This window comes from Chryseobacterium defluvii, from assembly GCF_014204415.1.
Classification (GTDB): Bacteria; Bacteroidota; Bacteroidia; order Flavobacteriales; family Weeksellaceae; genus Chryseobacterium; species Chryseobacterium defluvii_A.
On the sequence record NZ_JACHLE010000002.1, the window covers coordinates 23,568 to 48,975 of the forward strand.

At 37.4% G+C, this 25,408-nt stretch carries 19 protein-coding genes and 1 riboswitch; of the genes, 5 read left to right on the forward strand and 14 right to left on the reverse strand.

The window, feature by feature from the left end:
- Positions 1-4: 4 nt before the first annotated feature.
- The 6 genes from HNP38_RS08520 to HNP38_RS17955 form a co-directional block, all read right to left on the reverse strand.
- A complete protein-coding gene (locus tag HNP38_RS08520) occupies positions 5-1,096 on the reverse strand; it encodes a fatty acid desaturase family protein (protein ID WP_184187763.1) in 1,092 nt (363 codons plus the stop codon).
- A gap of 83 nt (positions 1,097-1,179) precedes the next feature.
- A complete protein-coding gene (locus HNP38_RS08525; protein ID WP_184187766.1) occupies positions 1,180-2,208 on the reverse strand; it encodes a homocysteine S-methyltransferase family protein in 1,029 nt (342 codons plus the stop codon).
- 90 nt (positions 2,209-2,298) lie between these two features.
- Complete coding sequence (locus HNP38_RS08530) at positions 2,299-2,550, reverse strand: four helix bundle protein (protein WP_228461016.1); 252 nt, start codon at positions 2,548-2,550, stop codon at positions 2,299-2,301.
- A gap of 37 nt (positions 2,551-2,587) precedes the next feature.
- Positions 2,588-3,748: an O-succinylhomoserine sulfhydrylase gene (locus HNP38_RS08535; RefSeq protein WP_184187769.1), complete on the reverse strand. Its 1,161-nt coding sequence runs from the start codon at positions 3,746-3,748 to the stop codon at positions 2,588-2,590.
- Between the two features lie 149 nt (positions 3,749-3,897).
- Entirely contained in the window at positions 3,898-5,436 is a 1,539-nt protein-coding gene (locus HNP38_RS17950) for an ACT domain-containing protein (protein ID WP_410493767.1), read from the reverse strand.
- A gap of 3 nt (positions 5,437-5,439) precedes the next feature.
- Positions 5,440-6,387 carry an alpha/beta fold hydrolase gene (locus HNP38_RS17955; protein WP_410493768.1) on the reverse strand — a complete coding sequence of 316 codons (948 nt, stop codon included), beginning with the start codon at positions 6,385-6,387 and terminating at the stop codon, positions 5,440-5,442.
- Between the two features lie 49 nt (positions 6,388-6,436).
- A riboswitch (SAM riboswitch) is annotated at positions 6,437-6,544 on the reverse strand.
- Between the two features lie 186 nt (positions 6,545-6,730).
- Between HNP38_RS17955 and HNP38_RS08545 the strand changes: the two genes are divergently transcribed.
- The 3 genes from HNP38_RS08545 (at position 6,731) to HNP38_RS08555 (ending at position 16,483) form a co-directional block, all read left to right on the forward strand.
- Positions 6,731-9,346, forward strand: coding sequence for an MGH1-like glycoside hydrolase domain-containing protein (locus HNP38_RS08545; RefSeq protein WP_184187772.1), 2,616 nt, complete (start codon positions 6,731-6,733; stop codon positions 9,344-9,346).
- A gap of 250 nt (positions 9,347-9,596) precedes the next feature.
- The gene (locus HNP38_RS08550; protein ID WP_184187775.1) at positions 9,597-12,716 is read left to right on the forward strand and encodes a T9SS type A sorting domain-containing protein; all 3,120 of its coding nucleotides are present in this window, start codon (positions 9,597-9,599) and stop codon (positions 12,714-12,716) included.
- Between the two features lie 227 nt (positions 12,717-12,943).
- Positions 12,944-16,483, forward strand: coding sequence for a T9SS type A sorting domain-containing protein (locus HNP38_RS08555; RefSeq protein WP_184187778.1), 3,540 nt, complete (start codon positions 12,944-12,946; stop codon positions 16,481-16,483).
- A gap of 183 nt (positions 16,484-16,666) precedes the next feature.
- Here the strand turns inward: HNP38_RS08555 and HNP38_RS08560 are convergent, their stop codons facing one another.
- From HNP38_RS08560 to HNP38_RS08595, 8 genes are all read right to left on the reverse strand, one after another.
- Positions 16,667-17,086 (reverse strand): OsmC family protein, encoded by a 420-nt coding sequence (locus HNP38_RS08560; protein WP_184187781.1) that lies wholly within the window; start codon positions 17,084-17,086, stop codon positions 16,667-16,669.
- Positions 17,087-17,239: 153 nt separating this feature from the next.
- Positions 17,240-18,562, reverse strand: a complete 1,323-nt coding sequence (locus tag HNP38_RS08565) for a DUF58 domain-containing protein (protein ID WP_184187784.1) — start codon at positions 18,560-18,562, stop codon at positions 17,240-17,242.
- Between the two features lie 71 nt (positions 18,563-18,633).
- Positions 18,634-18,984, reverse strand: a complete 351-nt coding sequence (locus HNP38_RS08570) for a four helix bundle protein (RefSeq protein WP_184187787.1) — start codon at positions 18,982-18,984, stop codon at positions 18,634-18,636.
- Between the two features lie 49 nt (positions 18,985-19,033).
- On the reverse strand, positions 19,034-20,068 hold the full coding sequence (locus tag HNP38_RS08575) for an AAA family ATPase (protein WP_184187790.1): 1,035 nt from the start codon (positions 20,066-20,068) through the stop codon (positions 19,034-19,036).
- A gap of 85 nt (positions 20,069-20,153) precedes the next feature.
- On the reverse strand, positions 20,154-21,311 hold the full coding sequence (locus HNP38_RS08580) for a DUF4350 domain-containing protein (protein ID WP_184187793.1): 1,158 nt from the start codon (positions 21,309-21,311) through the stop codon (positions 20,154-20,156).
- Positions 21,312-21,316: 5 nt separating this feature from the next.
- Positions 21,317-22,099, reverse strand: a complete 783-nt coding sequence (locus HNP38_RS08585; protein WP_184187796.1) for a DUF4129 domain-containing protein — start codon at positions 22,097-22,099, stop codon at positions 21,317-21,319.
- A complete protein-coding gene (locus HNP38_RS08590) occupies positions 22,092-23,054 on the reverse strand; it encodes a DUF4013 domain-containing protein (RefSeq protein ID WP_184187799.1) in 963 nt (320 codons plus the stop codon). Before HNP38_RS08590 ends, HNP38_RS08585 begins: the two co-directional genes overlap by 8 nt.
- Positions 23,038-24,021: a stage II sporulation protein M gene (locus tag HNP38_RS08595; protein ID WP_184187802.1), complete on the reverse strand. Its 984-nt coding sequence runs from the start codon at positions 24,019-24,021 to the stop codon at positions 23,038-23,040. Before HNP38_RS08595 ends, HNP38_RS08590 begins: the two co-directional genes overlap by 17 nt.
- Positions 24,022-24,048: 27 nt before the next feature.
- On the opposite strand from HNP38_RS08595, the gene HNP38_RS08600 reads away from it, so the two are divergent.
- Together HNP38_RS08600 and HNP38_RS08605 are read left to right on the forward strand one after the other, a co-directional pair.
- Entirely contained in the window at positions 24,049-24,798 is a 750-nt protein-coding gene (locus HNP38_RS08600) for an RDD family protein (protein WP_184187805.1), read from the forward strand.
- Positions 24,799-24,876: 78 nt separating this feature from the next.
- Positions 24,877-25,167 carry a GNAT family N-acetyltransferase gene (locus HNP38_RS08605; protein WP_184187808.1) on the forward strand — a complete coding sequence of 97 codons (291 nt, stop codon included), beginning with the start codon at positions 24,877-24,879 and terminating at the stop codon, positions 25,165-25,167.
- The last annotated feature ends 241 nt before the right edge of the window (positions 25,168-25,408 follow it).

Below are 25,408 nucleotides of genomic sequence, written 5' to 3' on the forward strand. Positions count from 1 at the left end.
TTTTTTATTCTTCTAATATGTAATATGCATTGTTTGCATTTTGTTTAAGCAAATCCACATGCTTGCCTAAAGCAGTAAAAATAGGGAACCGTTTATAGGCTAATCCATGTTCTTTTGCAAACTCTTCTATTTCTTCAGTGATTTCATTATAGTACAGGTAGCTGTAATTGGGGAACAGGTGATGGGCAACATGAAAATTAAAATTTCCCAATACATTTCTCACCAGCCAATTGTTTTCCTTTAGATCATTGGTCACCTCGAACTGATGGTGAAGCCAGCTGAACGGAAGCCCGTTCTTTTCATCCAGTTTTGGAAAAGCATTATCAGGAAGCGGATGTAAAGGCAATAAAACGAATAAGGCAAAAATACTTGCCGCAATCACCTGTAAAAACCATGCTCCCAGAGCCAGACCTATAGATACTTTAAAAAATAGGACAGGCACAGCAATTTGATAAAAAAAGTAAAACAGTTTATAGCTCACCATTTTCACCTTTTCAATGCTTGGTATGGCTCCCTGAGTCTTCAGTATCACTCTTTCTTTATCGAAAAAATCCCTGAGATCTCTGATAAACATCCAATTGAACAGGTATAACGGATAAACTAAAAAGAAAAAGAAATGCTGGTATTTCTGGACTCCTTTTGCTTTGATCCACGGAACAATTAAAAGTAACCCACTCTGTTCAATATCCGTATCCCATCCGTCCACATTTGGATAAGCGTGATGGCTTGCAATATGTCTTTTTTTCCAGATATAGGAATTAGCCCCTACAAAATCGAATATCTGCAATACCAATCCGTTTAATTTTTTGCTTTTGTAAATGTTATTATGGGCTGCTTCATGGATTAAGTTTAAATAAATCAACACTAAAGAAATTCCCATCAGTACAAAGCTCAGGATATAAACCAAACGCTTATCTGCATTAAAAACCGCAAAGGTGTATAAACCAAAATAGACCAAAGGCAGGATTACCGCTTTGATCTTAATATAAATATCCCTGTTTTCAGGAATGGCTTCTATTCTCTGGTTCACTTTCTTCCTTAATTCATTAAACAGTTTTGCATCTTCTGAATCTTTTAAGTAACTCGGCTTTTCCATTATAATAAATTTTGTGGTTCATTTAAAGATAATATTTATAACCTTGCCCCTTCACCCTGTTTTAATTAAAAAAATCTATTAAATCATACAAATTCTTTCAATTTTCTCGGCTGATAGTCTTTCACCAGATCCGCAATTGCTTTTATATGATCCGGTGTTGTCCCGCAGCAGCCCCCGATGATATTGATCAACCCTTTTTCTGCATATTCTCTGATCTGTTCAGCCATAAATTCAGGTGTTTCGTCATATTTACCGAATGCATTCGGTAAACCGGCATTAGGGTAAGCTGAAACATAAAATTCTGAATTATGAGCTAACGTTTCTAAGTATGGGGTTAATTGATTGGCTCCCAAGGCACAGTTGAACCCGACACTTAATAAATTCAGATGTGAGATTGAAATGAGAAATGCTTCTGCAGTCTGCCCGCTTAATGTTCTTCCCGAGGCATCCGTAATGGTTCCTGAAACCATGATCGGAATTTTTATTCCTCTTTCTTCCTGTATTTCATCGATAGCGAATAGTGCCGCTTTTGCATTCAGCGTATCAAAAATCGTTTCTACCAATAAGACATCTGAACCTCCGTCTAAAAGGGCTTCGGACTGCTGCTTATAAGCTATTCTCAATTCGTCAAAAGTAATGGCTCTGTAACCGGGATCGTTCACATCCGGGCTTAAGCTTGCTGTTCTATTGGTAGGACCGATGGAGCCCGCTACAAATCTTGGCTTATCAGGAGTTTTTGTCGTGTATTCATCACATGCCTTTCTTGCAATTTTTGCAGATTCATAATTCAGCTCATAAACCAAATCTTCCATATGGTAATCTGCCATAGCAATGGTGGTTCCGGAGAATGTATTGGTTTCAATAATATCTGCTCCCGCTTCCAAATATTTTTTGTGTACCTCTTCAATGGCATGAGGCTGCGTTAATGACAGTAAATCATTGTTTCCTTTTACCAAATGAGGATAATCTTTAAAACGCTCACCGCGATAATCTTCTTCTTCGAATTTGTATCGCTGAAGCATGGTTCCCATCGCCCCGTCCAAAACAAGAATCCTCTTATTAAGTTGAGAGATAAGAGTTGATTGTTGAGAGTCTTGTATACTATTTTTCATTTTCTATTTTTTTGTAATAATTTATAAATCCACTGATCAACTTTTTGCATAAAAGTATCTTTGTGTTAATAAGCTCAAAATCTTCTTTTGTTATATATTAAATTGAGTTTCCAATTCGTAGAAGGAGCCTCTGGCAATGCGAAGAAACTGTAACGTGTCTTTTGAGGTCCTTCTTCCACATCCTTCGGCGATATTTGACGGAATTGAAATAGCAGCTCTTCTAATTTGACTTGTTAAAGCAAATAATTCTTCTTTCGGAAAGCTTGTAGTTAAAGTGTAAATTACATCAACCAATTTTCTTCCTTCAATCCAAACTTCTAATTCTGTATAATCTCTACTCATACTTTTTATCTATAAACTCTCAACCATCGGCTATTAACTAATTCAATGCCTGTTTCAAATCTGCAATAATGTCATCTACATTTTCCAAGCCAACAGAACAACGAACTAAACCGGCTGTAATTCCCACTTCATTTCTTTCTTCGTCTGTTAATTTGGAATGCGTAGTAGAAGCCGGATGTGTTACGATAGTTCTTGTATCACCTAGGTTCGCAGAAAGTGAACACATTTTTATATTATCTAAAAATTTCCTGCCACCTTCAATTCCGCCTTTTATCTCGAATGCTACAATATTTCCGCCTAATTTCATCTGCTTTTTAGCAATCTCATACCCCGGATGTGATTTCAGGAAGGGGTACTTTACCAGTTCCACATTCGGGTGGGTTTCCAAGAATTCTGCTACTTTCAATGCATTCTCACAATGCTTTTCCACACGGATTGCCAGTGTTTCAAGGCTTTTTGATAAAACCCATGCGTTAAAAGGCGACATTGCAGGCCCTGTGTTTCTTGCGAAAAGATAAATCTCTCTTATAAGATCGGCTTTTCCTACTGCAACACCTCCCAAAACCCTGCCTTGTCCATCGATTAGCTTTGTTGCGGAATGTACAACAATATCTGCACCATATTTTATTGGTTGTTGAAGATAAGGGGTTGCAAAACAGTTGTCTACAATAAAGATCAGGTCATGTTTTTTTGCAATTTGCCCAAAAAATTCAAGGTCTAGGATCTCAATGGCCGGATTGGTCGGAGTTTCAAGATATAAGATCTTTGTATTCGGTTTTATGTATTGTTCAACATTTTCAGCATCCTCGGCTTTGAAATAAGATGTTTCAATATTCCATTTTGGAAAATATTTAGTGAACAGTGTGTGGGTAGAACCAAAAACCGACTGGCAGCTTACAATATGGTCTCCGGCATCCAATAACGTTGCAAATGTTGAATAGATTGCCGCCATGCCTGTTGCAAAAGCATAACCCGCTTCCGCACCTTCCATCTTAGCAATTTTGTCTGTGAACTCTGTTACATTAGGATTTGAGAACCTACTGTATAGATTTTTAGATTTTTCTTCTGCAAAACTGGCCCTCATATCTTCCGCATCCTGAAAAATGAAACTGGATGTAAGGTATAACGGCGTAGAATGTTCATCAAACTGGGTTCTTTCAGTCTGGGTTCTTATTGCAGATGTTTCGAAATTTTCCATATTGTTTTAAAATGTAACAATGTATCAGTTTAGCAATGTAACAATGGGATTCTTCATTTCATTTATGAATTTTGTTCGCTGTATTCATAATGACAATTGTAATGAATATTGTTAAATTGTTACATTATTAAATTGTTATATTAATATTATTATTTGGTTTCGCTTACTCTTAAGATGTCTCCGAAAACTCCTCTTGCTGTAACCTGTGCTCCGGCTCCGGCTCCCATAATCACGATCGGATGTTCCCCATAACTTTCGGTATAGATCTCAAAAATTGAATCGGAACCTTTTAGCTGTCCTAAAGCAGAACCTGCAGGAACTGAAACTAATTTCACATCAAGTTCTCCTTTATCTTTTTGAAGGTCTCCATGCAAGTCTCCTACATATCTCAAAACATGGCCAGGTTCCTGATTTTCTTTAATATTCTGATATTCTTCGTCCAGTTCTGCTAATCTTGAGATGAATTCATTCTTTTCAATAGAAAGAAGATTCTCCGGGATTAAATTCTGGATTTTAATATCGCTGAATTCATTGATCAGGTCTAATTCTCTTGCCAGGATCAACAGTTTTCTTGCCACATCATTTCCTGAAAGGTCTTCGCGTGGATCAGGCTCTGTAAATCCTTTGTCCATTGCTTCTCCTATAATGGTTGAGAATTGGTCATTTCTCACAGAAAAATTATTGAAGATATAGCTTAACGAACCGGAGAATACGCCTTTAATTCTCGTAATATTCTCTCCTGAAAGATGCAGTAATTTAATCGTATCGATTAATGGCAGACCGGCACCTACGTTAGTTTCGTACAAATAACGTCTGTTATTTTTGTTCAACGTATATCTTAGTTTACGATATTCTTCTATAGGTAAGGTATTGAAGATTTTATTGGATGAAACCAGATCAAACCCGTTCTCTGCCAGAGTATGGTAGTTTTTAACAAAATCTTTGCTGGCTGTATTATCTACTACAATAAGGTTCTCCAATTGGTTTTCCTTGGAGAAGCTAATCAATTCATTAACACTTGAAGGGTTTTCTGCAACCAAGACCTCATCGCTCCAAGACCTGTCAAAACCTTTTTTATTGAAGGCAATTTTTCTGGAATTGGCTACAGCAACCACTTTTAAATCTATTTTTTTACGTCTTTTAATTTCTTCTGAGGATTCCAATACCTGATCGATCAGGGTTTTCCCTACGTTTCCATGCCCGATAATAGCCAGATGAACGGTTTTAGGCTTTTTGAAAATTTCGGATTCAATGATGTTTTTAGTTTTTTCATCCTGCGATGAGGTAACTACAATATTCACACGGTTTTCACCTGAGATCTGATTTAAAAGTAATGGAAAAACATTATTTCTGGCCAGCTCTGCCAAAACCTTGTTGAAATCTTCGGTCACAAAACCTAATACAGAAACATTGTTAATGCTGTAAATCTGAGAAACTTTTCCCGATTTCCTTTCTGCTTCGAATTCATCAATGAGACAGCTGACAGCTTTTTCGGCATCATTTTCCTGTACCAGAATTGAGATTCCATTTTCAATGGCCTGTTGGGAAATTACACCCACGCTGATCCTTGCCAGTGTAAGCGCTTTAAAAATTCGTCCGTCAATGCCGATTTCCCCCAAGAAGTCTTCTCCTTCAAACCGGATGATGGATCTATTTTTCAAAAATTTTATTTCGTTGGCATTCTTCATCTTCTACAAAATATTTTTTATAATGTTATTTAATTGTTCGTATTCCATTAGAAAAGCATCGTGCCCATGCATCGATTTTATTTCATGATAGAAAACATTTCCTTTGTTTTCCTTCAATTTTTCAAAACACATTCGGATTTCGGAGGCGGGGAAAAACAAATCTGTATCCACAGAGACCAGATGTATCTGTGCTTCTATATTTCCCAAGCTTTTTTCTTCTGTATTAATAGTCATCAGCAGATGATTCATCAATCGATAAGCAATTAAACTAAATCTTTCGTTTAATGAATTCCCATGATAAATAAGCCAGTCTTCCGATTTCAGGCGTTGTTTTTCCTGATCATATCTGTTTTGAAACCTGTCGTTTAGAGACTGAGGGGTCCTGTAACATAACATGGCATGAATTCTGGCCTTTTGCAATGGCTCCTGATCTACATTCAATAAGAACTTCTGAACCATGCATTGGGCATGAAGCCAGTCGTGGGTTTTGAAGTCACATGCAATAGGAATGAAAATTCGGGCCAATCCGGGTTTTTTAGCCAGCATTTCCCAGCCTATTCCACCACCGAGAGAGCCACCAATAACAGCATATAAGTTTTTAATATCAAGAGCTTCAATACCATTCAGAAATATATTAGCCATATCTGAAGGGCCGAAGTCTTCATATTCATCAATAAAAAAATCATCGTACCCGTTTCCCGGGATGTTGAAACACAGAACCGTATATTTATCTGTATCAATAACCTGATTTCTCCCGATTAACTGTTTCCACCAGCCTTCTTCCCCGGAAACATTTGAATTTCCGGTAAGAGCATGATTAACCAAAACTATGGGAGCCGTAAACAACTCCTGCCCGAAGAGCTGATAGCTCAATGGGATATGGTATTCCTTTCCGGAATTGGTTTGATACGAGAGATTAATATAGTTTAGTTCTGTTTTCAATTCTATCATTTTATAATACAATTGAAAATGCCACAAGAAAGGGCTGAAAAAATTCAGTAAGTTATCTGTCCAAAATAATTCTGGTAGAACGTAGCACCTTCATCGCTTTTGCAAAGGGTTGCTAAGGTTTCACAGGGTCTATTCCCTCAACCTTTCTGGATAACATTTTCAATATTTGAATGAACGATGCTGCAAAGATAGTTTTTTTCTTTTAAATATTTAAAAAAAATTAATTTATTATCAAAAACCCTACAGACACAAGAGTTTCAAAGTTCTGTTAAGGTTTGTTCAGATTCAAAAAATTGGAATTATTTCTCAAAAAAGCTACCTTCGTGCTGAAAAATGATGAGATATGATTGCTGAAAAACAGAGATTACAGGATGCTAACTGGAAAAACTGGGGTCCCTATGTAAGTAACAGACAATGGGGAAATGTGCGTGAGGATTACAGTCCAAACGGTAATGCCTGGGGTTTTGCCAATCACGACAGGGCGGAAAGTTATACTTACCGTTGGGGAGAGGAAGGTATTGCCGGGATTTCAGATGCCAAACAACTTTTATGCTTCGGGCTTTCTTTCTGGAACAAAAAGGATAAGATGGTGAAGGAACGCTTTTTCGGACTGAGCAATCCTCAGGGAAATCACGGTGAGGACATCAAAGAGCTCTTTTATTACCTTGATAATACACCTACCCACAGCTATATGAAAATGGTGTACAAGTATCCTATCAACGAATTTCCTTATGAAGACCTCGTTACGGAAAACGGAAAACGCAGCAAAAAGGAACCGGAATATGAGATTTTTGATACCGGAATTTTTGATAATAATGAATATTTCGATATTTTTATAGAGTACTGTAAAGCCAGTACCGATGATATTCTGGTAAGGGTAGAGGTATGTAACAGAAGCGGGAAGGATGCTCCTATCCTAGTTGCCCCGACCCTTTGGTTCAGAAATAACTGGAAATGGGGATATAATACTTATAAGCCCCAACTGAATGCCTCTTATGAAGGATGTATTGATATTCATCATGACAGTATTTCCATCAAAAAGTTTTATTCAAGGAACACTCATGCCAGGAGTGTATTTTGCGAAAATGAAACCAATACACCAAAGCTGTACGGGGCTCCTGCTTCCGAAAACATTTATTTTAAGGACGGGATCAATGATCATATCATTCGCAATACCGATACCGTCAATCCTGAAAAGAGAGGAACAAAGGCTTCTTTTTTGATCGATGAGATCATTGAAGCCGGGCAGTCGAAAACTTTTGAATTCAGACTGACCGCCCATGAACATGATGAGCCATTTTATCAGTTTGATGAAATCTTTAATATAAGACTGGCTGAATGCAACGAGTTTTATGCGGATATTCAACACGATGTAACTGATGAGGATGAAAGGAACGTACAAAGACAGGCTTTTGCAGGTTTGCTTTGGAATAAACAGTTTTATCATTATAATGTAGGAAAATGGCTGAAAGGCGATCCTAATTTTGATGCTCCAAGAAATTTTAATGATTATGTAAGAAATACGGAATGGAATCACCTGCATAATAAAGATATTATCTCCATGCCCGATAAATGGGAATATCCGTGGTATGCAACCTGGGATCTGGCTTTCCATTGCGTCCCTCTTTCTATTATAGATGCTGAGTTTGCCAAAGGACAGCTTCTTTTGCTGACCAAGGAATGGTATATGCACCCGAACGGCCAGCTCCCTGCCTATGAATGGAACCTGAGCGATGTGAACCCGCCTGTACACGCATGGTCCTGTTTCAGGGTTTTTAAGATTGACGAAAAGCAGAATGGAAAGCCGGATCTTTTATTCCTTGAAAAGGTTTTCCAAAAGCTGTTGCTTAATTTCACATGGTGGGTCAACCGGAAGGATAAAAACGGTAATAATATTTTCGGGGGCGGATTCCTTGGTCTCGATAATATTGGTGCTTTTGACAGGAATATGATATTAAAAGACGGCCAGTATCTGGAACAGGCTGACGGAACAAGCTGGATGGCCATGTATGCCCTGAATATGATGCGAATTGCCATGGAGCTTGCCCAATATTATCAGGTGTATGAGGATATGGCGATCAAATTCTTTGAACATTATCTTTATATTGCGGAAGCCATGGAAAATCTCGGGGAAGGAACAAAAGGCCTGTGGAATGAGGAAGATGGCTTCTTTTATGATGTGCTTCAGCTTGGGAACGGTGAAAGTGTTTCCCTGCGGTTGAGAAGTATAGTAGGATTGATACCGCTGTTTGCCGTAGAAATTATTGACCATCACTTACTGGAAAAGATGCCTAATTTCCGGGAAAGGATGGACTGGGTACTGAAGAATAAGCCTGAGCTTACAAAATTAGTTTCCCACTGGGATGAAGAGGGACAGGGAAGAAAGCACCTGATGAGTATTCTACGTAAAAACCGTTTGACGAAAGTGTTGACAAGAATGCTTGATGAAAAGGAATTTTTAAGCTCTTATGGTATCCGGGCCATGTCTAAGGTGTATGAAGAAAATCCGTTTGTTTTCTCTGTACATGGCAATGAAAATGTGGTTTATTATACTCCTGCCGAAAGTGACAGCAGGATGTTCGGCGGAAACAGTAACTGGAGGGGACCGATCTGGTTTCCGATTAACTTCCTTATTGTTGAAAGCTTACAGCGTTTTCACTTTTATTATGGAAACAGCTTAAAAGTTGAATTCCCGACCGGAAGCGGCGATAAGAAAAATCTCGATGAAGTGGCCCAAAATATAAGCAAAAGGCTTTGCTCTATCTTTTTAAAAGATGAAGACGGACAGAGGGCATTCAATGGAGGAAATGAAATATTTAATCATAATGAGTATTTCAAGGATTATATTACGTTTTATGAATATTTTCACGGGGATAACGGCCGCGGTGTAGGAGCTTCTCACCAGACCGGATGGACCGCCACTGTAGCGAAACTTATGAAACCCCGATTAACAATATAGAAAACCGGCCTAAAGGCCGGTTTTCTGTTATAACAGATCAGTTCTTTTTTAATTAAAAAATCCCGGATCTGAATTTAGCCGGTAGATTTTTAGAGTTTTTAAAACCATAAACATATATTTTTTTGCATAAGCATAAACATGATGCCTACTTTAATAAAGTCTTAATAAGATAATTCCATTTTATGAGAAATAATACAAAATAATTTGTATTCCCGTTTAAGTAAATTTGCGGTTCATAAAAAAGCATAACATGAAAACAAAATTATTTTTCTGGATGTTCCTGATGGTGTCATTAGGAATCCCGGCGCAGATTGTCAGTATTCCTGATACCAATTTTAAGGCATTGCTGTTATTGTCCAGTCCCACATATCAAATCGCTAAAGACCATAGCGGAAACTGGGTGAAAATAGATGCCAATAATGATGGAGAAATACAGCAAAGTGAAGCCGATAATATAAGCTGGTTATTTGCCGGGGATGATTACAATCATAATTATCATATACAATCCATAACAGGTATAAAGAGCTTTAACAATGTTACTGATTTAAGAATTCAGGCCGCTCAGCTATCTTCTTCCCTAGATCTTTCCAACATGAGCAGCCTTACCTCCCTCACCATGCATAGTCCTGCTACAAGCGCAAATTTATCCGGGCTGGTAAATCTTCAACTTTTAGACTGCTCGTCAAACAATTTCACCACGTTGGATTTAAGCGGGCTCAATAATCTGGAGATTTTATATGCTTATTTTGGAAATTTATCTTCTATTAATTTCCCCAATTCAAATCTTAAGCAACTGAAAATAAATCATAATAATTTAACTGCCTTGGATGTAAGCCAATACACTCAATTAACGTATCTGGATTGCAGCGAAAACCAAATTTCCACCCTTAATCTGACAGGATTAAATCAACTGGAAACGCTGGATGTCAAGAAAAACTTATTAACCAGCCTGAATCTATCCGGCTGCAATAGCCTAAATATACTTTATTGCTACAATAATTTATTAACTACTTTAGACCTGAGCAATAAACCTTACCTGACAGATGTATACTCGTCTTCTAATCTTTTACAAAACATCAATATAACCAACTCCAGCAATATAGAATATCTGCATCTTTATGATAATAAACTTACCGGCTTTTTGGACCTGTCTTCTCTCACTAAGATTTTGGGAATACATGTAGGAAAAAACCTGCTCACAAAACTTGATGCAAGCAATGGGAAATATCATAATCTAAATGGCAGCAATAATTATTTGTACATAAGTGATAACCCTAATCTGGAAACACTGATTTTTAAAAATATTTCTCCGAATGCCTCTTATATTGACGGGATATTCTACCCTACGGGCTTCTCCAATCTGCCGGTATTCAAACACATCTGCTGCGATGAGAACTATAAAATGGGGTTTGCCCAATCTCTTCTGACCCAAAACATTAAAAAAGTAATGGTGGTTACAGATTGTAATTTCTCACTGAACTGCACTCAAAACATTACCATCCCCGATCCTAATTTTAAACAGTATCTGGTGGAAAATTTTGACTTCAATAATGATGGTGAAATCTGTGACTCTGAAGCGGAAAAAGCTGTAATTATCAATTGTCCGAATCTTAATATCGGCTCCTCGCAGGGCCTCGGCAGCTTTAAAAATATTATGTCTTTAAACATTTCTCATAATCAGATCCCGGATTTGGAGCTTAGCAACCTGAAAAGTTTAACAACGCTGAACTGTACTTATAATAATCTTACGTTATTGGATACTTCTGAAAACATAAAACTCGAGGGGCTTGATTTCAATAATAATCCCTCTTTACAAAAGCTCTTCATTAAAAACGGAGGTATGCAGTATATTGCCAATTATGTAAGTCCTACAGAAATATATTCTGATTATACTTTTCTTAATACGGATATACAATACGTTTGTGCAGATGATTCCGAATTAGAAATGGTAAATGCCGTCTTAGCACATGAAGGCAAAACTGCCAGTGTAAGTTCCTATTGCACCTCAGTTCCCGGCGGTAACTATAATACGATTACCGGAACGGTACGATTTGATGAAAATAACAATGGCTGCGATACGAGTGATGAGATCTTTGAACACATGAAACTGAAAATAGATGATGGAACCACAACAGGAGAAACTTTCGTCAAGAGCAGTGGAAACTATGACCTGTACATCCAGGCAGGGAGCTTCACAGTAACTGCGGAACCGGAAAACCCTGCTTTATTTACCGTAACTCCGGCCTCTTTTAATGTCAACTTTGCGGATAGCAATAACAATATTTCCACTCAAAACATCTGTGTTACCAAAAACGGAACGGTGAACGACCTTGAAGTGGTGATTGCTCCTGTTACAGATGCAAGACCGGGGTTTGACGCAACTTATAAACTGATCTGGAGAAATAAAGGCAATACTACGCTTTCAGGTTCTGCTGTCCTTACTTTTGATGCTTCTAAGATGAGCTTTGTGTCTTCTGTATTGCCATCAACGGTTTCAGGAAGCCAGGTAACTTTCAGCTTCACTAATTTAAAGCCTTACCAGAACAAGGCTTCTGAGATCACTTTCAACATCAATGCTCCTACCCACCCTACTCACCCGGTGAATATCGGGGATATCCTGAATTTCTCTGCTGGGATAAATCCTACTGCAGGGGATCTTAATCCGAGTGACAATCTGTTTTCTTTTAACCAGACGGTAGTAGGTTCTTTCGACCCTAATGATATCACGTGTCTTGAAGGAAGCCAGATCCCTCTGTCTATGGTAGGTAAATACCTGCATTATATGGTCAATTTTGAGAATACGGGAACAGCTCCGGCGACTAATATTGTCGTTGAAATGAACATCAATCCTGATGATTTTGATGTGTCTTCCCTGCAGCTGCAGAATACCTCACACAGCAGCTATACAAAAGTGACAGGGAATAAAGTGGAGTTTATCATGAAGGATATCAATTTAGCAGCTGCCGCCCATGGAAATGTGGCTTTAAAGTTAAAATCAAAAAATAACCTGGTTTCAGGGGACAGCGTAACCAACCATGCGAATATTTATTTTGACTATAATTTCCCGGTGGAAACCAATGAAGCCAACACGACAGTTACCAATGCTACTTTGCAGGCTACAGATGCCGTTAAAGAGGATATTTCCGCCAATATTTATCCAAATCCTACCCAAGGGGAGGTGAATGTGGAAGCAGGCTCAAAGATCAGATTCATTGAAGTGTATGATGCACAGGGAAGAATTATACAAAAGCATACGGGAATCAATTCTGAAAAAACAAAAGTAATGATCCACAGTGCTGCCTCAGGAGTCTATTTCTTCAAAATAATCACCGAGAAAAATACTCTCATGAAGAAGGTTATTAAGAATTAAGACTGAATATTATAAAACCCTTAAAAGCCAGTTCCTGACTGGCTTTTAACACTCAATATTATTAATAGTAAAATTTAATTAAACATAAATACCTGATCAGCTAGTTGAGTATAGTTAACACTTATTGAGAAAACCTCTACATTTATTCATAAAAGGGACACTCTTATGTATTGATATATTATATCTGTTTATTGTTTGGGTACTTTTGTAATATCGTTAAACAATATATGAAAACAAAATTATTTTTATTCGTTCTCCTGATGATCTCATTGGGAATCCGGGCTCAGGTTGTTACTATTCCCGATGCCAACTTTAAAGCAAAGCTCTTATCTTCTTCTCCCGGCAATACGATTGCAAAGAATTTAAGCGGAAATTATTTTGCCATAGATGCCAATAGTGACGGACAGATACAGCAGACTGAAGCGGACCAGGTAAGTGCTCTGGAAATTATTAATATTGACCCTCCGTCTCCAACGAATCCTATCCAAAATTATCAGGGAATTTTATCTTTTACCAATATTAAAAAAATTAAGTTTCATTATTGGAATAATCCAAGCAGTACATTCAATATTTCCAATCTTGGTCTTTTGGAGGATCTGGACATCTATTTTCAGAATTCTAATCCGGGAAATGCTTCTGTAACCAATTGTTCAAATCTGAAAAACTTTTCCATATCCGGTATCGTTCTTCAAAACTTCACGAATAACCCCGCTCTGAAAAATGTCAGTATTGGATTCCCAACAACAGCTATTCCTCAAAATATTCTAACAAGTATTGAGAGCCTGGCAAATTTAGAAATCCTAACTCTGGGAGGCATACCTAATTTTGGAATGACATCAGGGACATTGAATCTTAGTAATCACCAGCATTTACAACAAGTTAATATATCCACTGTACCTTTATCATTTTTAAATCTAAGCCATTGTAATCTGCTAAATACAGTCAATATACACATGGCATATACATCCCCTAACCAAAATCCCAACTATTTTGGGGGCCTAGACATTAGCAATTGTCAGCTTATTACTAATTTGATTTTGGCAGGAGACTCAAATGTAGGAAATCTTACCGCAGATAATTGTCCAAATCTGCAAGTCATACAATGTGATTCCGATTATTTGGGTTCTTTCAGTGCAAACAACTGCCCGGTCTTAAATAATATACAATTACATTCATTGGAAGGTAGCATATCGAGCAATCCTTTTCAGGCTGCAAACTGCCCGAACCTAAAAACGGTTACCATCAACCAATATGGCTATGATTCTTTTGACGGAACGCCTATTGTAAACCTTGAGCATCTTTATCTTGGCACGCCAAGCTATTATCCGGGATATTATACCAACTTTTTCGGGCCGCTTCAAAATTTAAATATCAGTAACAATTTGCAAATTAAGACATTAGGAATAAGCAATCATATACTTACTCAGCTAAACATCAACGGATTACCAAAATTGGAAACGGTAGGAATAGGGGTAACCTATATTCCAGATCCCATGTTTTCTCCTCAACCCGGTTTTGCTACCCAATTCCTGCAATCAGTGAATATCCAAAACTGCCCGCTGCTTACTTCTGCTGTTTTTGAGGGGCAGGAAGGTTTAAAAACCGTTAACATTAAAAACTGCCCGAGTTTACAGCAGTTTGTTCATTCCAGTTCTATAAATTTCCCGGTTATACATCCTATCTGGAGCCTTCAAAGTCTGGATATGGAAAATTGTGCTGCCCTGAACTCTGTCAATGTAAGTTTCAATCAGCTAAATCATTTAAGCATAACGAACTGTCAGAATTTAGAAACAGTAGATGCTATACAGAATGAATTAACATCCTTTGATTTTCCAAACACTACTAATCTGAAAACATTAAACCTTACCGGAAATAAGTTTACCAATCTTAATGTATCGTCTATCCCGAGTGTTATTTCCCTGGATTGTGCCTTTAATTTACTAAATACCGTCACAGGTACTTCCTCCAGCCTTAAAAACCTGAGTGTTTTAAACAATAATTTAACAGATCTGGATATTGACAACTTCCCTAACCTGGATTCCCTCATTATAGGAAATAACAAAATGGTAGATGTAGACTTCAGTGGGCATCCCAACATAAGGATCATCTATGAAACTCATCCTGATATGGTCTATTATACTTCTATGGGCCTAGCCGTAACAAACCCTCCAACATACACAAAAACATTTAATGTAAATAATTGTACCAATCTGGAAGGCCTTCTGTTGCTATCAACCTCCTTGGAAAAGATCTTTATAAAGAACGGTGTTAATGATAACCTTTATTTATGGAATGCTCCCAATCTTCAGTATATATGCTGTGATGACCTGGAGGTATCAACAGTTCAGGATATGCTGGTTTCCAATATGATTACAGGGTGTAATGTAAACACGTACTGTAATTTCACTCCCGGCGGAAACTATAATACCATTACCGGAAAAGTACGATTTGATGAGAATAATAATGGTTGTGATACCAATGATGAGGTTTTCGAGCACATGAAACTGAAAATAGATGATGGAACCACTACAGGTGAAACTTTCGTGAAAAGTAACGGGAATTATGACCTGCACACTCAGGCAGGCAGTTTCACCATTACAGCAGAACCTGAAAATCCTTCGTTATTTACAGTGACTCCGGCTACTTTTACAACTAGTTTTGCAGATAATAACAATCATATTTCCACTCAAAACATCTGTGTAACCAAAAACGGAACGGTGAATGATCTTGAAGTGGTGATCGCTCCTGTAACGGATGCAAGACCGGGATTTGATGCTGTTTACAAGTTAATCTGGAGAAATAAAGGCAATACAACGCTTTCAGGGAATGTTACACTTTCTTTTGATGCTTCCAAAATGAGCTATATTTCTTCTGTATTGCCATCAACGGTTTCAGGAAGCCAGGTAACTTTCAACTTTAACAATTTAAAACCTTACGGGAATACGGCTTCGGAGATCACGTTCAATATCAATGCTCCTACCCACCCTATTCATCCTGTGAATATAGGGGATATTCTTATTTTCTCTGCGACGGTAAACCCTACTTCGGGAGATCTTAATCCGAGTGACAATCAATTTACCTATAATCAGACGGTAGTAGGTTCTTTTGACCCTAATGACATTACCTGTTTGGAAGGAAACCAGATCCCTCTGTCTATGGTGGGTAAATACCTGCACTATATTGTTAACTTTGAGAATACGGGAACAGCTCCGGCTACCAATATTGTGGTTGAGATGACTATTAATCCTGATGATTTTGATGTCTCTTCTTTGCAGCTGCAGAATACTTCACACAGCAGCTATACAAAAGTAACGGGCAACAAGGTGGAGTTTATCATGAAGGATATCAATTTAGCAGCGGCTGCACATGGAAATGTGGCTTTAAAGCTAAAATCAAAGAACAATCTGGTTTCAGGAGACAGTGTAACCAATCAGGCGAATATTTATTTTGATTACAATTTCCCGGTAGAAACCAATGAAGCGAATACTATGATTACCAATACTACTTTACAGGCTACAGATGCCGTTAAAGATGGTATCACTGCCAATATTTATCCAAATCCTACCCAAGGTGAGGTGAATGTGGAAACGGGCTCAAAGATCAGGTCCATCGAAGTGTATGATGCACAGGGAAGGATTATTCAAAAGCATATGGGAATCAATTCTGAAAAAACAAAAGTATTGATCCACAATGCTGCTTCAGGGGTTTATTTCTTCAAAATAATCACTGAGAAAGACAGCTTTATGAAGAAGGTGATTAAAAATTAATTTTTTAGAATATGTTATTAAACTGCTGCCAATAAATATTGGCAGCAGTTTTTATTTTTCGTCCGAAAGGGTAATTAAGACCAATTAAAATTTCAGATAGGGATTGTATCCGATTTAACTAATATTCCGGTTTCAGGGTGGGGCGGATCGAAGATCCGCCCCACCCTGAAACCGGAATATTAGTTAAACCTGTTCTCCATTCACAAAAACTTCATAGCCGATCTCTACATTCGGCTCCAGGGTTTTAGAAACAGAGCAATATTTTTCAAAAGACAGCTGAGCTGCTTTCCATGCTTTTTTGGGATCCAGATTTCCTTCCAGAAAGAACCTAACCTTAATAGATTTAAATGGTTTTGCGTCTTCTACAGGCACTCTTTCGCCCTCCACTTCAGCTTTAAAGCCTGTAATTTCCTGTCTTTGCTTTTTTAAAATGGAAACCACATCTATCCCGCTGCATCCGGCCACTGCCATCAGTACACTCTCCATAGGGGAAACACCTTTTGCTCCCGGCTGGGAAGTGTTATCTAAAAGAATTGAATTTCCCTGAGTATTGGTACATTCGAATAAAAAATCGTCGTTGATTCTGTTAAGTGTTATTTTCATTATTGATATTGAATTATTTTAGATGCTTCGAATTCGCTCAGCATGACAAATAATAATTGATTAATGATAAACGATTGCTCATTTAAAATTTTTAATTCCTCTGTCATGCTGAACGAAGTCGAAGTATTTTTTTAGCGATTGCCCTATGCAAAATTATAAAATTCCTCTCGCTTTTATCTCCAGATATTTATTGATAACGTCAATATTTAAGTTTTCCGGAAGTGTGTATACCGTATAGATCCCATATTTACGAAGCTCCTGAATGATGAGTTTCTTTTCAAATTCAAATTTTTCTGCAATGATCTCATCATAAATTTCCTGCATGCTTTCAGGATTTTTATGGATCAGGGTCTGTAATTCGGCATTCTTAAAAAATACAACGACCAGTAAATGGTTTTTGGCAATTCCCCGAAGGTATTTCAGCTGCCTGTTCAGTCCGTCCAGTGTTTCGAAATTGGTAAAAAGCAGGATAAGGCTTCTCTGATTAATGGAATATTTTACATCCTGATATAATCTGTTAAAATCGCTTTCAAAAAAGTTAGTCTTTACGTTATAAAGTGCTTCTGATATTTTTTTTAACTGTCCAGATTTATTTTCTGCTGCGATCTTATTTTCTGTTTTTTTGGAGAATGTCATCATTCCGGCCCTGTCTCCCTTTTTCAGGATAATATGTGACAACGCCATGGTCGCATTGATGGAGTAATCCAAAAGGCTTAAACCTTTGAAAGGCATCTTCATGGTTCTTCCAGTATCGATCAGCATGAAAATACGCTGGGATTTTTCATCCTGAAACTGATTCACCATCAAACGATTAGCTTTAGAGGTTGCCTTCCAGTTGATCGTTCTGATATCATCTCCGGGTACATATTCTTTGATCTGTTCAAACTCCATGGTATGGCCCAGTTTTCTTATTTTTTTGATCCCGCCTAATAAAAACTCGCTCTGAAGCGCCATCAGTTCATATTTCCTCAGATGAATGAATGACGGATAGGACGGCAGCATAGCATCTTTCTGGAAATTAAATCTTTTCGCAATAAAACCGGCCGGCGATGATATATAAATATTTAAACTTCCGAAACAATATTCTCCCCGTTCTTTCGGTTCCAAAACATATTGGAAATAAGTATTCTTTCCCGGCTTAACCTGCTTCGTGATCAAAAAATCTCTTTTCTGGAACTGAAACGGAATTTCATCAATGATCTTCAGATCAATTCTAAAATTATAATTATTCCTGATATCAATTTTAACCGGATTTTCATCACCATTGGACAATTTTTCAGGTAAGATTCTCTGTGCCGAAATTCCGTTTTTCCGATTAAAGATCAGGAGATAATCTACCATTGCTGTTAGGAAACAAAGCAATAAAACAATATGAGCCACTATCATCAGGAACGGAAAGAAGAATGCCAGCACATAGAGTATCCCTACTCCTATGAGCACAAAGAAAAAACGGTTATTGATGTATAGGTTTTTCATTTTTAAGGTTGCAGGTTATAGGAATTAGGTTGTAGGCCGATACCAGGTTAAAAGGCAAATAGTTTTAATAATTATTTTAATGAATTAATTAATCCGTTTAACATTTTTGAAATTTCTATAATATCTATGTTTAATTTTAAATAATCTGCTTCATTTAAGAAACCAAGATTTTTAGAAATTATTAATTGTGTTTCCAATTCGGCACAGCTTCCTCTTGCTATTTTCAAAAACTGAAGATAATCCGGTTTACTTCTTCTGGAATTCCCTTCAGCAATATTTGACGGTATTGAAACTGAAGCTCTTCTAATTTGGGAGGCCAGTCCATACATTTCATCTTTAGGAAAAACTTCAGTAGCCTTATACATCTTAGTAACAAAGTCAATGGATTTCTGCCAAACTAAAAGCTCTTTAAAATTTGCCATAATTAATGTGTTTTCAAGCAACTATAATCTGCTACCCATTACCTGCTGCCTATCTTGGTATTTCTATTCCTTCTAAGATCTGGCGGATAATTTCATCTGCCGTCAGACCTTCCATTTCTCTTTCCGGCGAAACGATCACTCTGTGCCTTAATACGGCATAACTCGCTTCTTTGATATCTTCAGGAGTGACAAAATCTCTTCCTCTCAAGGCTGCAAAAGCTTTTGAGGCCGTAAGTAATGCTAAACTGGCTCTTGGTGATGCTCCCAGATATAAGAATTGGTTTTCGCGTGTATTCACAATAATTTTTGCAATATATTCCATCAGCTGCGCCTCCACAATAATTTCTTTCACAAGATGCTGATAGTTTTTTAACTGCTGGGCAGTGATCACACGATTGACCGCTTCCGTTTTATCTTCAGTTTTATTTTCGTGCTGGTTTTTAATAATGGCAATCTCCTGTTGAAGGTTGGGATAATTTACATTGATCTTGAACAAAAAACGGTCCAGCTGTGCTTCAGGAAGCCTGTAAGTGCCTTCATGTTCAATAGGGTTTTGCGTAGCTACCACCAAAAAAGGTTCATCCATCCGATAACGCGTTCCATCCATCGTGATCTGTCTTTCTTCCATTACTTCAAACAATGCAGCCTGGGTTTTTGCAGGAGACCTGTTGATCTCATCAATCAAAATAAAACTGGAGAAAATGGGGCCTTTTTTAAATTCAAATTCGGAGTTTTTGACATTGAAAATGGAGGTTCCCAAAATATCCGAGGGCATGAGATCCGGTGTAAACTGAATCCTGCTGAAACCCACGTCAATGGTCTTAGCCAATAATTTTGCCGTAATGGTTTTTGCAACACCTGGAACTCCCTCTATCAGTACGTGCCCGTTTGATAAAAGCGCTGCCAGAAGATGCTCGATCATGCTCTCCTGTCCTACAATCACTTTCGCGATTTCAGACTTTACTTTATCTAAGCTTATACGCAGTTCGATCATATCGATTCTGGATTCGAACTCGTTTTCCTTTTTTTCCAGATTTATAAAACTTTGATTTTCTGAATTCCCAAAATTTTCAAGGTTTTCCATAATTTATATTTTTTGATAGTTTTGATCGGAATTTATCCGATCCTATGTTAAACCGCCCCTTCGGGACTTTCTTTTCTCTTTGAATTTACTTTAATATTTCATCCAGCAGATTGTTCATTCTTCCCAAGTCTTCTTTCATTACGCTTGCATACGGATCCTGAGCTTTTTTGATAAGGTTTACTGCTTCATTGATCATTTCTACCGTTTTTCCGGTTTTTAAATGTAATTTTTTTACAAATTCTTCATCTAAATGCTGGGTATCTATGAGAAGATCCATTCTCACCCTGTTTAAGAAATACTGTGCTTTCTTTGCCATCATATCATGAAAATCCCCTTCCTGAAGATAAAGATTCCCAATACTTTTCACAAAATCCACTGAGGTATTTTTCAAAGGTTCCATAATAGGAACGATACGCTGTTTTCTTTTGGCATTGAAGAAAACAAACAAGGCCAAACCTCCCAAAAGTACCCACCATGCATATTTTAGCGCAGGCTTTGATAGGATGAATCTCATAAAGAAATTCGAAACCTTTGTATTACTTTCTACAAACCAGAGTGTTTCTTTACCATCAAGATACGAAAAAACATCCTGGGCATATTTTACATTGCCTGTTTTAAGAAGATAGTAATTGGTAAGGAATAGCGGTTCGCAGTGAACATAAATAGTTCCTTTTCCAAATTTTGCCTTAATAAAATTTGCCTGGTCCTCATTATTTTTCTCAACGGTTTTTCCCAAAATTTCAACCTCCGGTTTAATATAGGTAAACCCTCTTCCTGAAGGGAACTTATCTAATTTTATGAAATCATTCTGATATTTCCTGTCTGTTAATTTTAAAACATTCTGCTCCTCGAAGGAGATATTTGAATCATAATATCCAATACTATCGGAGATTTCTTTGGGCATCCGGCTTACGATCAGCATAGCATCGGAACCTTTGGAAACCTGGTCCAGAATTTTGTTCCAGGATTCCGTATCAAGGTCACTTTCAATGACCAGGATATTATGCGGATCTTTTTTATATCTGCTATAATAATCATAAGGACTCTGATCTATTTTTTTAAGATTATTGTTGAAAAGGTGTTTTATTTCTTCATTAAATATGAATAACCCGAAAGGTGATTTTTCATTCACATCGAAATTTTTACGCCAGTCCGTAACTTCCTTTTTATTAACCTCAAGCAATGCCATAATCACCATGATAATGATGAAGATTGCCGCATATATTTTGAACGTTTTATTCATTGAGGTTATGGTTTAAAGGACTGATACTGGTTTTTAAATTTCTGATAAGCCTGCTCATCAATATTGAACTCTCCATACCATACATAGTCGAAGATATAAGACAGGTTAAAGAAATTATCTTTCAGATGGGAAGCTTTCAATTCTGATACGTAATCTTTATTTGTTTTTTCAGGATTCCAGCTGATCAGTTTTTTATCGCTCAGCTTTTTCAGGACATATAAAAACTGGTATCGGATCGCCGAACGGTAGTCACCCGCTCTTTCGTATGCCACAATGCTTTCCGGAAAATTGATCTCATGGATATTTTCGTGCAATTCCTCTTCATTGATATTTACTTTTTTGTTCTTTTTCCCGAAGATAAAGCTGCCATCTTTCCCCAGAAGGTATTTTACTATAAAATACAGCAGGAATCCGACAAGGATAATGGCAAACAGGCGGATCAAAACTTCTGTGACATTAGCCGATTTCGAGAAAACAGTTTCCCCGAAGATACTCCGCAATATTTTGTCTATCTTCCGCATCAGCTTTTGCCAGAAAGACTCTCTTGGCTTTGAGGTGGAATAATCAAACTCATTGCCTTTATATCTCGATTGAAGGTTTTCTTTGAATTTTTTCGGATGTACCGTATTCTCGGAAACAGGATTTTTCATCAGGACAGAATCTGCCCGGTACATGTTTCTGTAATGTCCCGTATTCAATGAATCTGCTATATATTCTTCCACCTCATCCTGAGCATAAGCAGATCCGAAGGAGAAAAATATCAACAGGAAAAGAAGTATCCTACTCATTGACACCAATGGTTTCGATTTCTGCAAGTTCTACTTTCTGGTGAAGGTCTGTTCTGTTATCATAATATATCAAGCCTGAATTAACGTACATTAAATTTGAGAGAAACAATGAAACTAATATTGAAAATCCATAAACGACAAAAAACATAATTCCCATTGCACCTGAGAACGGGTTTTGCTCAAAATTCCCATCAGGTTCCGTAGTCATCATTGTTCCAAAAAAAATAATCATGGGGATCATTGTGAAAACGGTGCTAATCACATACATTATAATTAATAAGACAATTGAGGCTCCCCAATATTTCCAAAAAGGAGATTTTTCTCTTCCGCTGGTATAAGAAAACTGGGCACGAATAGAATAGCTTAAGCTTTCAAAGAATCCTCTTTTGCTATTAAAAAAATCGTACATCAGAAAGTTTACGATATTCATGATCACAGGAAATATAAACAGCATTATTGGTATCCCAATGAAAATAAGAACCATTGCATAAGAAATTCCTAAAACAATAAAAGCAGGTGGTGTTACAATAAAAATAAGCCCTAGACAAAGGATAACTATTCTTTTGGTGTTGTTTTTAAAATCACTCAGGATATCATCCGTTCTTATCTTTTCATCTCCCTGTGCCAGCCTTTTAAGGTAAAACACGGGATACAGATAATTGACGATCATAAGGACTAAAAAAAGCAGAAATGTGAGGATCCCGACAACGATCAGCATTCCGGCATTGTCTTCAAAGTACCTTTCAAAATAATAGCTTTGTCCGCCCAGATTAGATCCGAAAATCTGTGAAAAAAGCTCTCTGTACCCGAAAATGCAGACTACTACCATCAGGATCAGCAAAAGCCCGTTAATTAAAATATAATTCTTGAAATAATTTTTTCCGTATAGTTTGAAAAAGGCGAAACTGTCACTGATGAAAGTCCCGAAATCTCTTTTTTTATAAAACTGCATCATGAATGTGGTTGTTTATTTTTTTGTGAACAATGGAAGGGTAAATAAAATAGTAAAATCCGATGACAGCCAATGATCCGAAAATAATGATCAGATTCAGGATCACAGGCATCTTTAGGGCATGCCTTGTAACGTATCCTTCGATAATTCCGGCACAAATGGTAAATGGAATAGTGCTTAAAAATATTTTAAAGGAATCTTTAAAACCGTTTTTAAAAGAGTTGAATCGGGAGAATGTTCCCGGGAACAGAATAGATGCTCCGAGGATCAGCCCGCACATGGCTTCCACCACCATCGAGAAGATTTCAAATACTCCATGAAGCCAAATCCCTCTTGCACTGTCTTCCAATGCCCCGTAATCATAAAAGAAATACTGAAAGGAACCTAACATTACACAATTCATCAGTAACGCATATAGTGTCCCGACTCCCCCAAAAATACCATAGATATACAATTTTGCGCCTACTCCGATATTATTGAATATAATCCCTATGGTACTTCCCCAGGTTGAGCCTTCCTGATACACTCCCACTGCATTTCCTTTTTTAATGTTTTCTATGGTTTCATTCACATAATTTTCACCCAGAATAATCTTGACAAAGTCTTTATCATAGATACCGGAAATAACCCCCATTAAGGTAAACACAATAAAAAACAAAAAAGCATAAAGCAGATACTTCCGATACTGATACACCAGCAATGGAACTTCTGTCCTGAAGAAGTAAAGAATCCTGTTTTCTTCCACTCTTTTCGTTTTATAGATCTTCTGAAAGATCTGGGAAGACAGGTGGTTCAGGTAAACCGTTGTATTGCTCTTAGGGTAATAGGTCTGTGCAAAAGAAAGGTCATTGATGAGATTGATATACAGTGAAGACAGGTCATCAGGATTTTTTTTAATTTTCCCTTGAATAACCTGTTCAATTCCCAGCCATTTTTCTTTATTTTGTTTTATGAAATAAACCTCTCTCATAATCTTAAGGCTAAAATAATAAAAATTATGTCTCAAATTGCGATTAATACTTCACAAAATGTAAATATTAATTTCAGCATTGCCAGTGTTGGAGAAAGGATGCTCGCTTTCATTATCGACCTGCTGACCAAGGCGGCTTATGTTATTATCATTTTCTATTTATTCTTCAATATTTTTGATCTGGGTTACATCCTGAACGATCTTGACCAATGGTCTCAAATTGCAATCTATATTGTCCTCTCGTTTCCTGTCTATATCTATCCTCTGGTCCTGGAGAGCCTAATGGAAGGGCAGACTCCCGGAAAAAAGGTAATGAAGATCCGTGTAGTGAAGATCGACGGATATCAGGCCAGTTTCGGAGATTACCTGATCCGGTGGGTTTTCAGGCTGATCGATACTTCTTTTGCGGGCGTAATTGGCCTGGTTTCTATGATTGTTTCCAAAAATAACCAGCGTTTGGGGGATATCGCTTCAGGTACAGCCGTGATCTCGCTAAAGAACAGCATCAATATTTCCCATACCATTCTTGAGCATATTCAGGAGGATTATCTTCCGTCGTTCCCTCAGGTTATTGCTTTAAGTGACAATGATATGAGGATCATTAAAGATAATTATATGAAGGCCCTTCGAATTGACGACAGGGAAATCATCAGCAGGCTCTCTGATAAGATCAAAGGTATTTTAAAACTGGAAATAGATCCTGTTAAAATGACAGAAAGACAATTCATCAATATCATTATTAAAGATTATAACTATTATACAGGAAAAGATAACTAGAGAGGCGCCCGGAACTTCCTTTCTCAGGATTTTTATCTTACTCCATTTTTTCGTATCTTTATGAATAATGCTTTGGTTATGAAATTTGAAAACAATAAATCCGGAAACGGAGGAGTCCTTACATTAAACAATGAAATAAAAGAAGTAGGCAGGCTTACCTATACTATTTTCCCGGAAGAGGACAAGCTGATCATTTCTTTTGTGCTCGTTCATCCCGAATTTGAAGGAAGAGGAATGGGAAAATTCCTGGTAGAAGAAGCAATAAGGTTTGCAAGAGACAATCAATGGAAGGTTTATCCTCATTGTTCCTATGCAAGGGCTGTGATGATGCGGATGAGTGACGTAGATGACATTTTTTTAAAGAACTGACCTTTCTCTTATCAATTAAAGAAGATCGTTAAAAAACAATCTTCTCTATTAAATTCTTATTTAATCTTAACCGGCCCGCCGGGACACTGTATTCCATTACAATTAACGAAGCCGCATGGTGGTAATTTCGGATCACAGCAAGAAATAACGCATGGCCGATTCTGACCCCCGGCATACAGGTTTTTCAATTCATTTTTGGATAAGGTCTTAAAGCCCTTCATTTCTGATTTTTTCATTTTAA

Excerpts from the sequence above, each read along its gene's own strand:
- HNP38_RS08520 (WP_184187763.1), bottom strand. The coding sequence starts at position 1,096 with ATGGAAAAGCCGAGTTACTTAAAAGATTCAGAAGATGCAAAACTGTTT.
- HNP38_RS08595 (WP_184187802.1), bottom strand. The coding sequence starts at position 24,021 with ATGAGAGAGGTTTATTTCATAAAACAAAATAAAGAAAAATGGCTGGGA.
- HNP38_RS08525 (WP_184187766.1), bottom strand. The coding sequence starts at position 2,208 with ATGAAAAATAGTATACAAGACTCTCAACAATCAACTCTTATCTCTCAA.
- HNP38_RS08560 (WP_184187781.1), bottom strand. The coding sequence starts at position 17,086 with ATGAAAATAACACTTAACAGAATCAACGACGATTTTTTATTCGAATGT.
- HNP38_RS08585 (WP_184187796.1), bottom strand. The coding sequence starts at position 22,099 with ATGAGTAGGATACTTCTTTTCCTGTTGATATTTTTCTCCTTCGGATCT.
- HNP38_RS08605 (WP_184187808.1), top strand. The coding sequence starts at position 24,877 with ATGAAATTTGAAAACAATAAATCCGGAAACGGAGGAGTCCTTACATTA.
- HNP38_RS08570 (WP_184187787.1), bottom strand. The coding sequence starts at position 18,984 with ATGGCAAATTTTAAAGAGCTTTTAGTTTGGCAGAAATCCATTGACTTT.
- HNP38_RS08575 (WP_184187790.1), bottom strand. The coding sequence starts at position 20,068 with ATGGAAAACCTTGAAAATTTTGGGAATTCAGAAAATCAAAGTTTTATA.
- HNP38_RS08555 (WP_184187778.1), top strand. The coding sequence starts at position 12,944 with ATGAAAACAAAATTATTTTTATTCGTTCTCCTGATGATCTCATTGGGA.
- HNP38_RS08580 (WP_184187793.1), bottom strand. The coding sequence starts at position 21,311 with ATGAATAAAACGTTCAAAATATATGCGGCAATCTTCATCATTATCATG.
- HNP38_RS08565 (WP_184187784.1), bottom strand. The coding sequence starts at position 18,562 with ATGAAAAACCTATACATCAATAACCGTTTTTTCTTTGTGCTCATAGGA.
- HNP38_RS08550 (WP_184187775.1), top strand. The coding sequence starts at position 9,597 with ATGAAAACAAAATTATTTTTCTGGATGTTCCTGATGGTGTCATTAGGA.
- HNP38_RS17955 (WP_410493768.1), bottom strand. The coding sequence starts at position 6,387 with ATGATAGAATTGAAAACAGAACTAAACTATATTAATCTCTCGTATCAA.
- HNP38_RS08600 (WP_184187805.1), top strand. The coding sequence starts at position 24,049 with ATGTCTCAAATTGCGATTAATACTTCACAAAATGTAAATATTAATTTC.
- HNP38_RS08545 (WP_184187772.1), top strand. The coding sequence starts at position 6,731 with ATGATTGCTGAAAAACAGAGATTACAGGATGCTAACTGGAAAAACTGG.
- HNP38_RS08590 (WP_184187799.1), bottom strand. The coding sequence starts at position 23,054 with ATGATGCAGTTTTATAAAAAAAGAGATTTCGGGACTTTCATCAGTGAC.
- HNP38_RS17950 (WP_410493767.1), bottom strand. The coding sequence starts at position 5,436 with ATGAAGAATGCCAACGAAATAAAATTTTTGAAAAATAGATCCATCATC.
- HNP38_RS08535 (WP_184187769.1), bottom strand. The coding sequence starts at position 3,748 with ATGGAAAATTTCGAAACATCTGCAATAAGAACCCAGACTGAAAGAACC.
- HNP38_RS08530 (WP_228461016.1), bottom strand. The coding sequence starts at position 2,550 with ATGAGTAGAGATTATACAGAATTAGAAGTTTGGATTGAAGGAAGAAAA.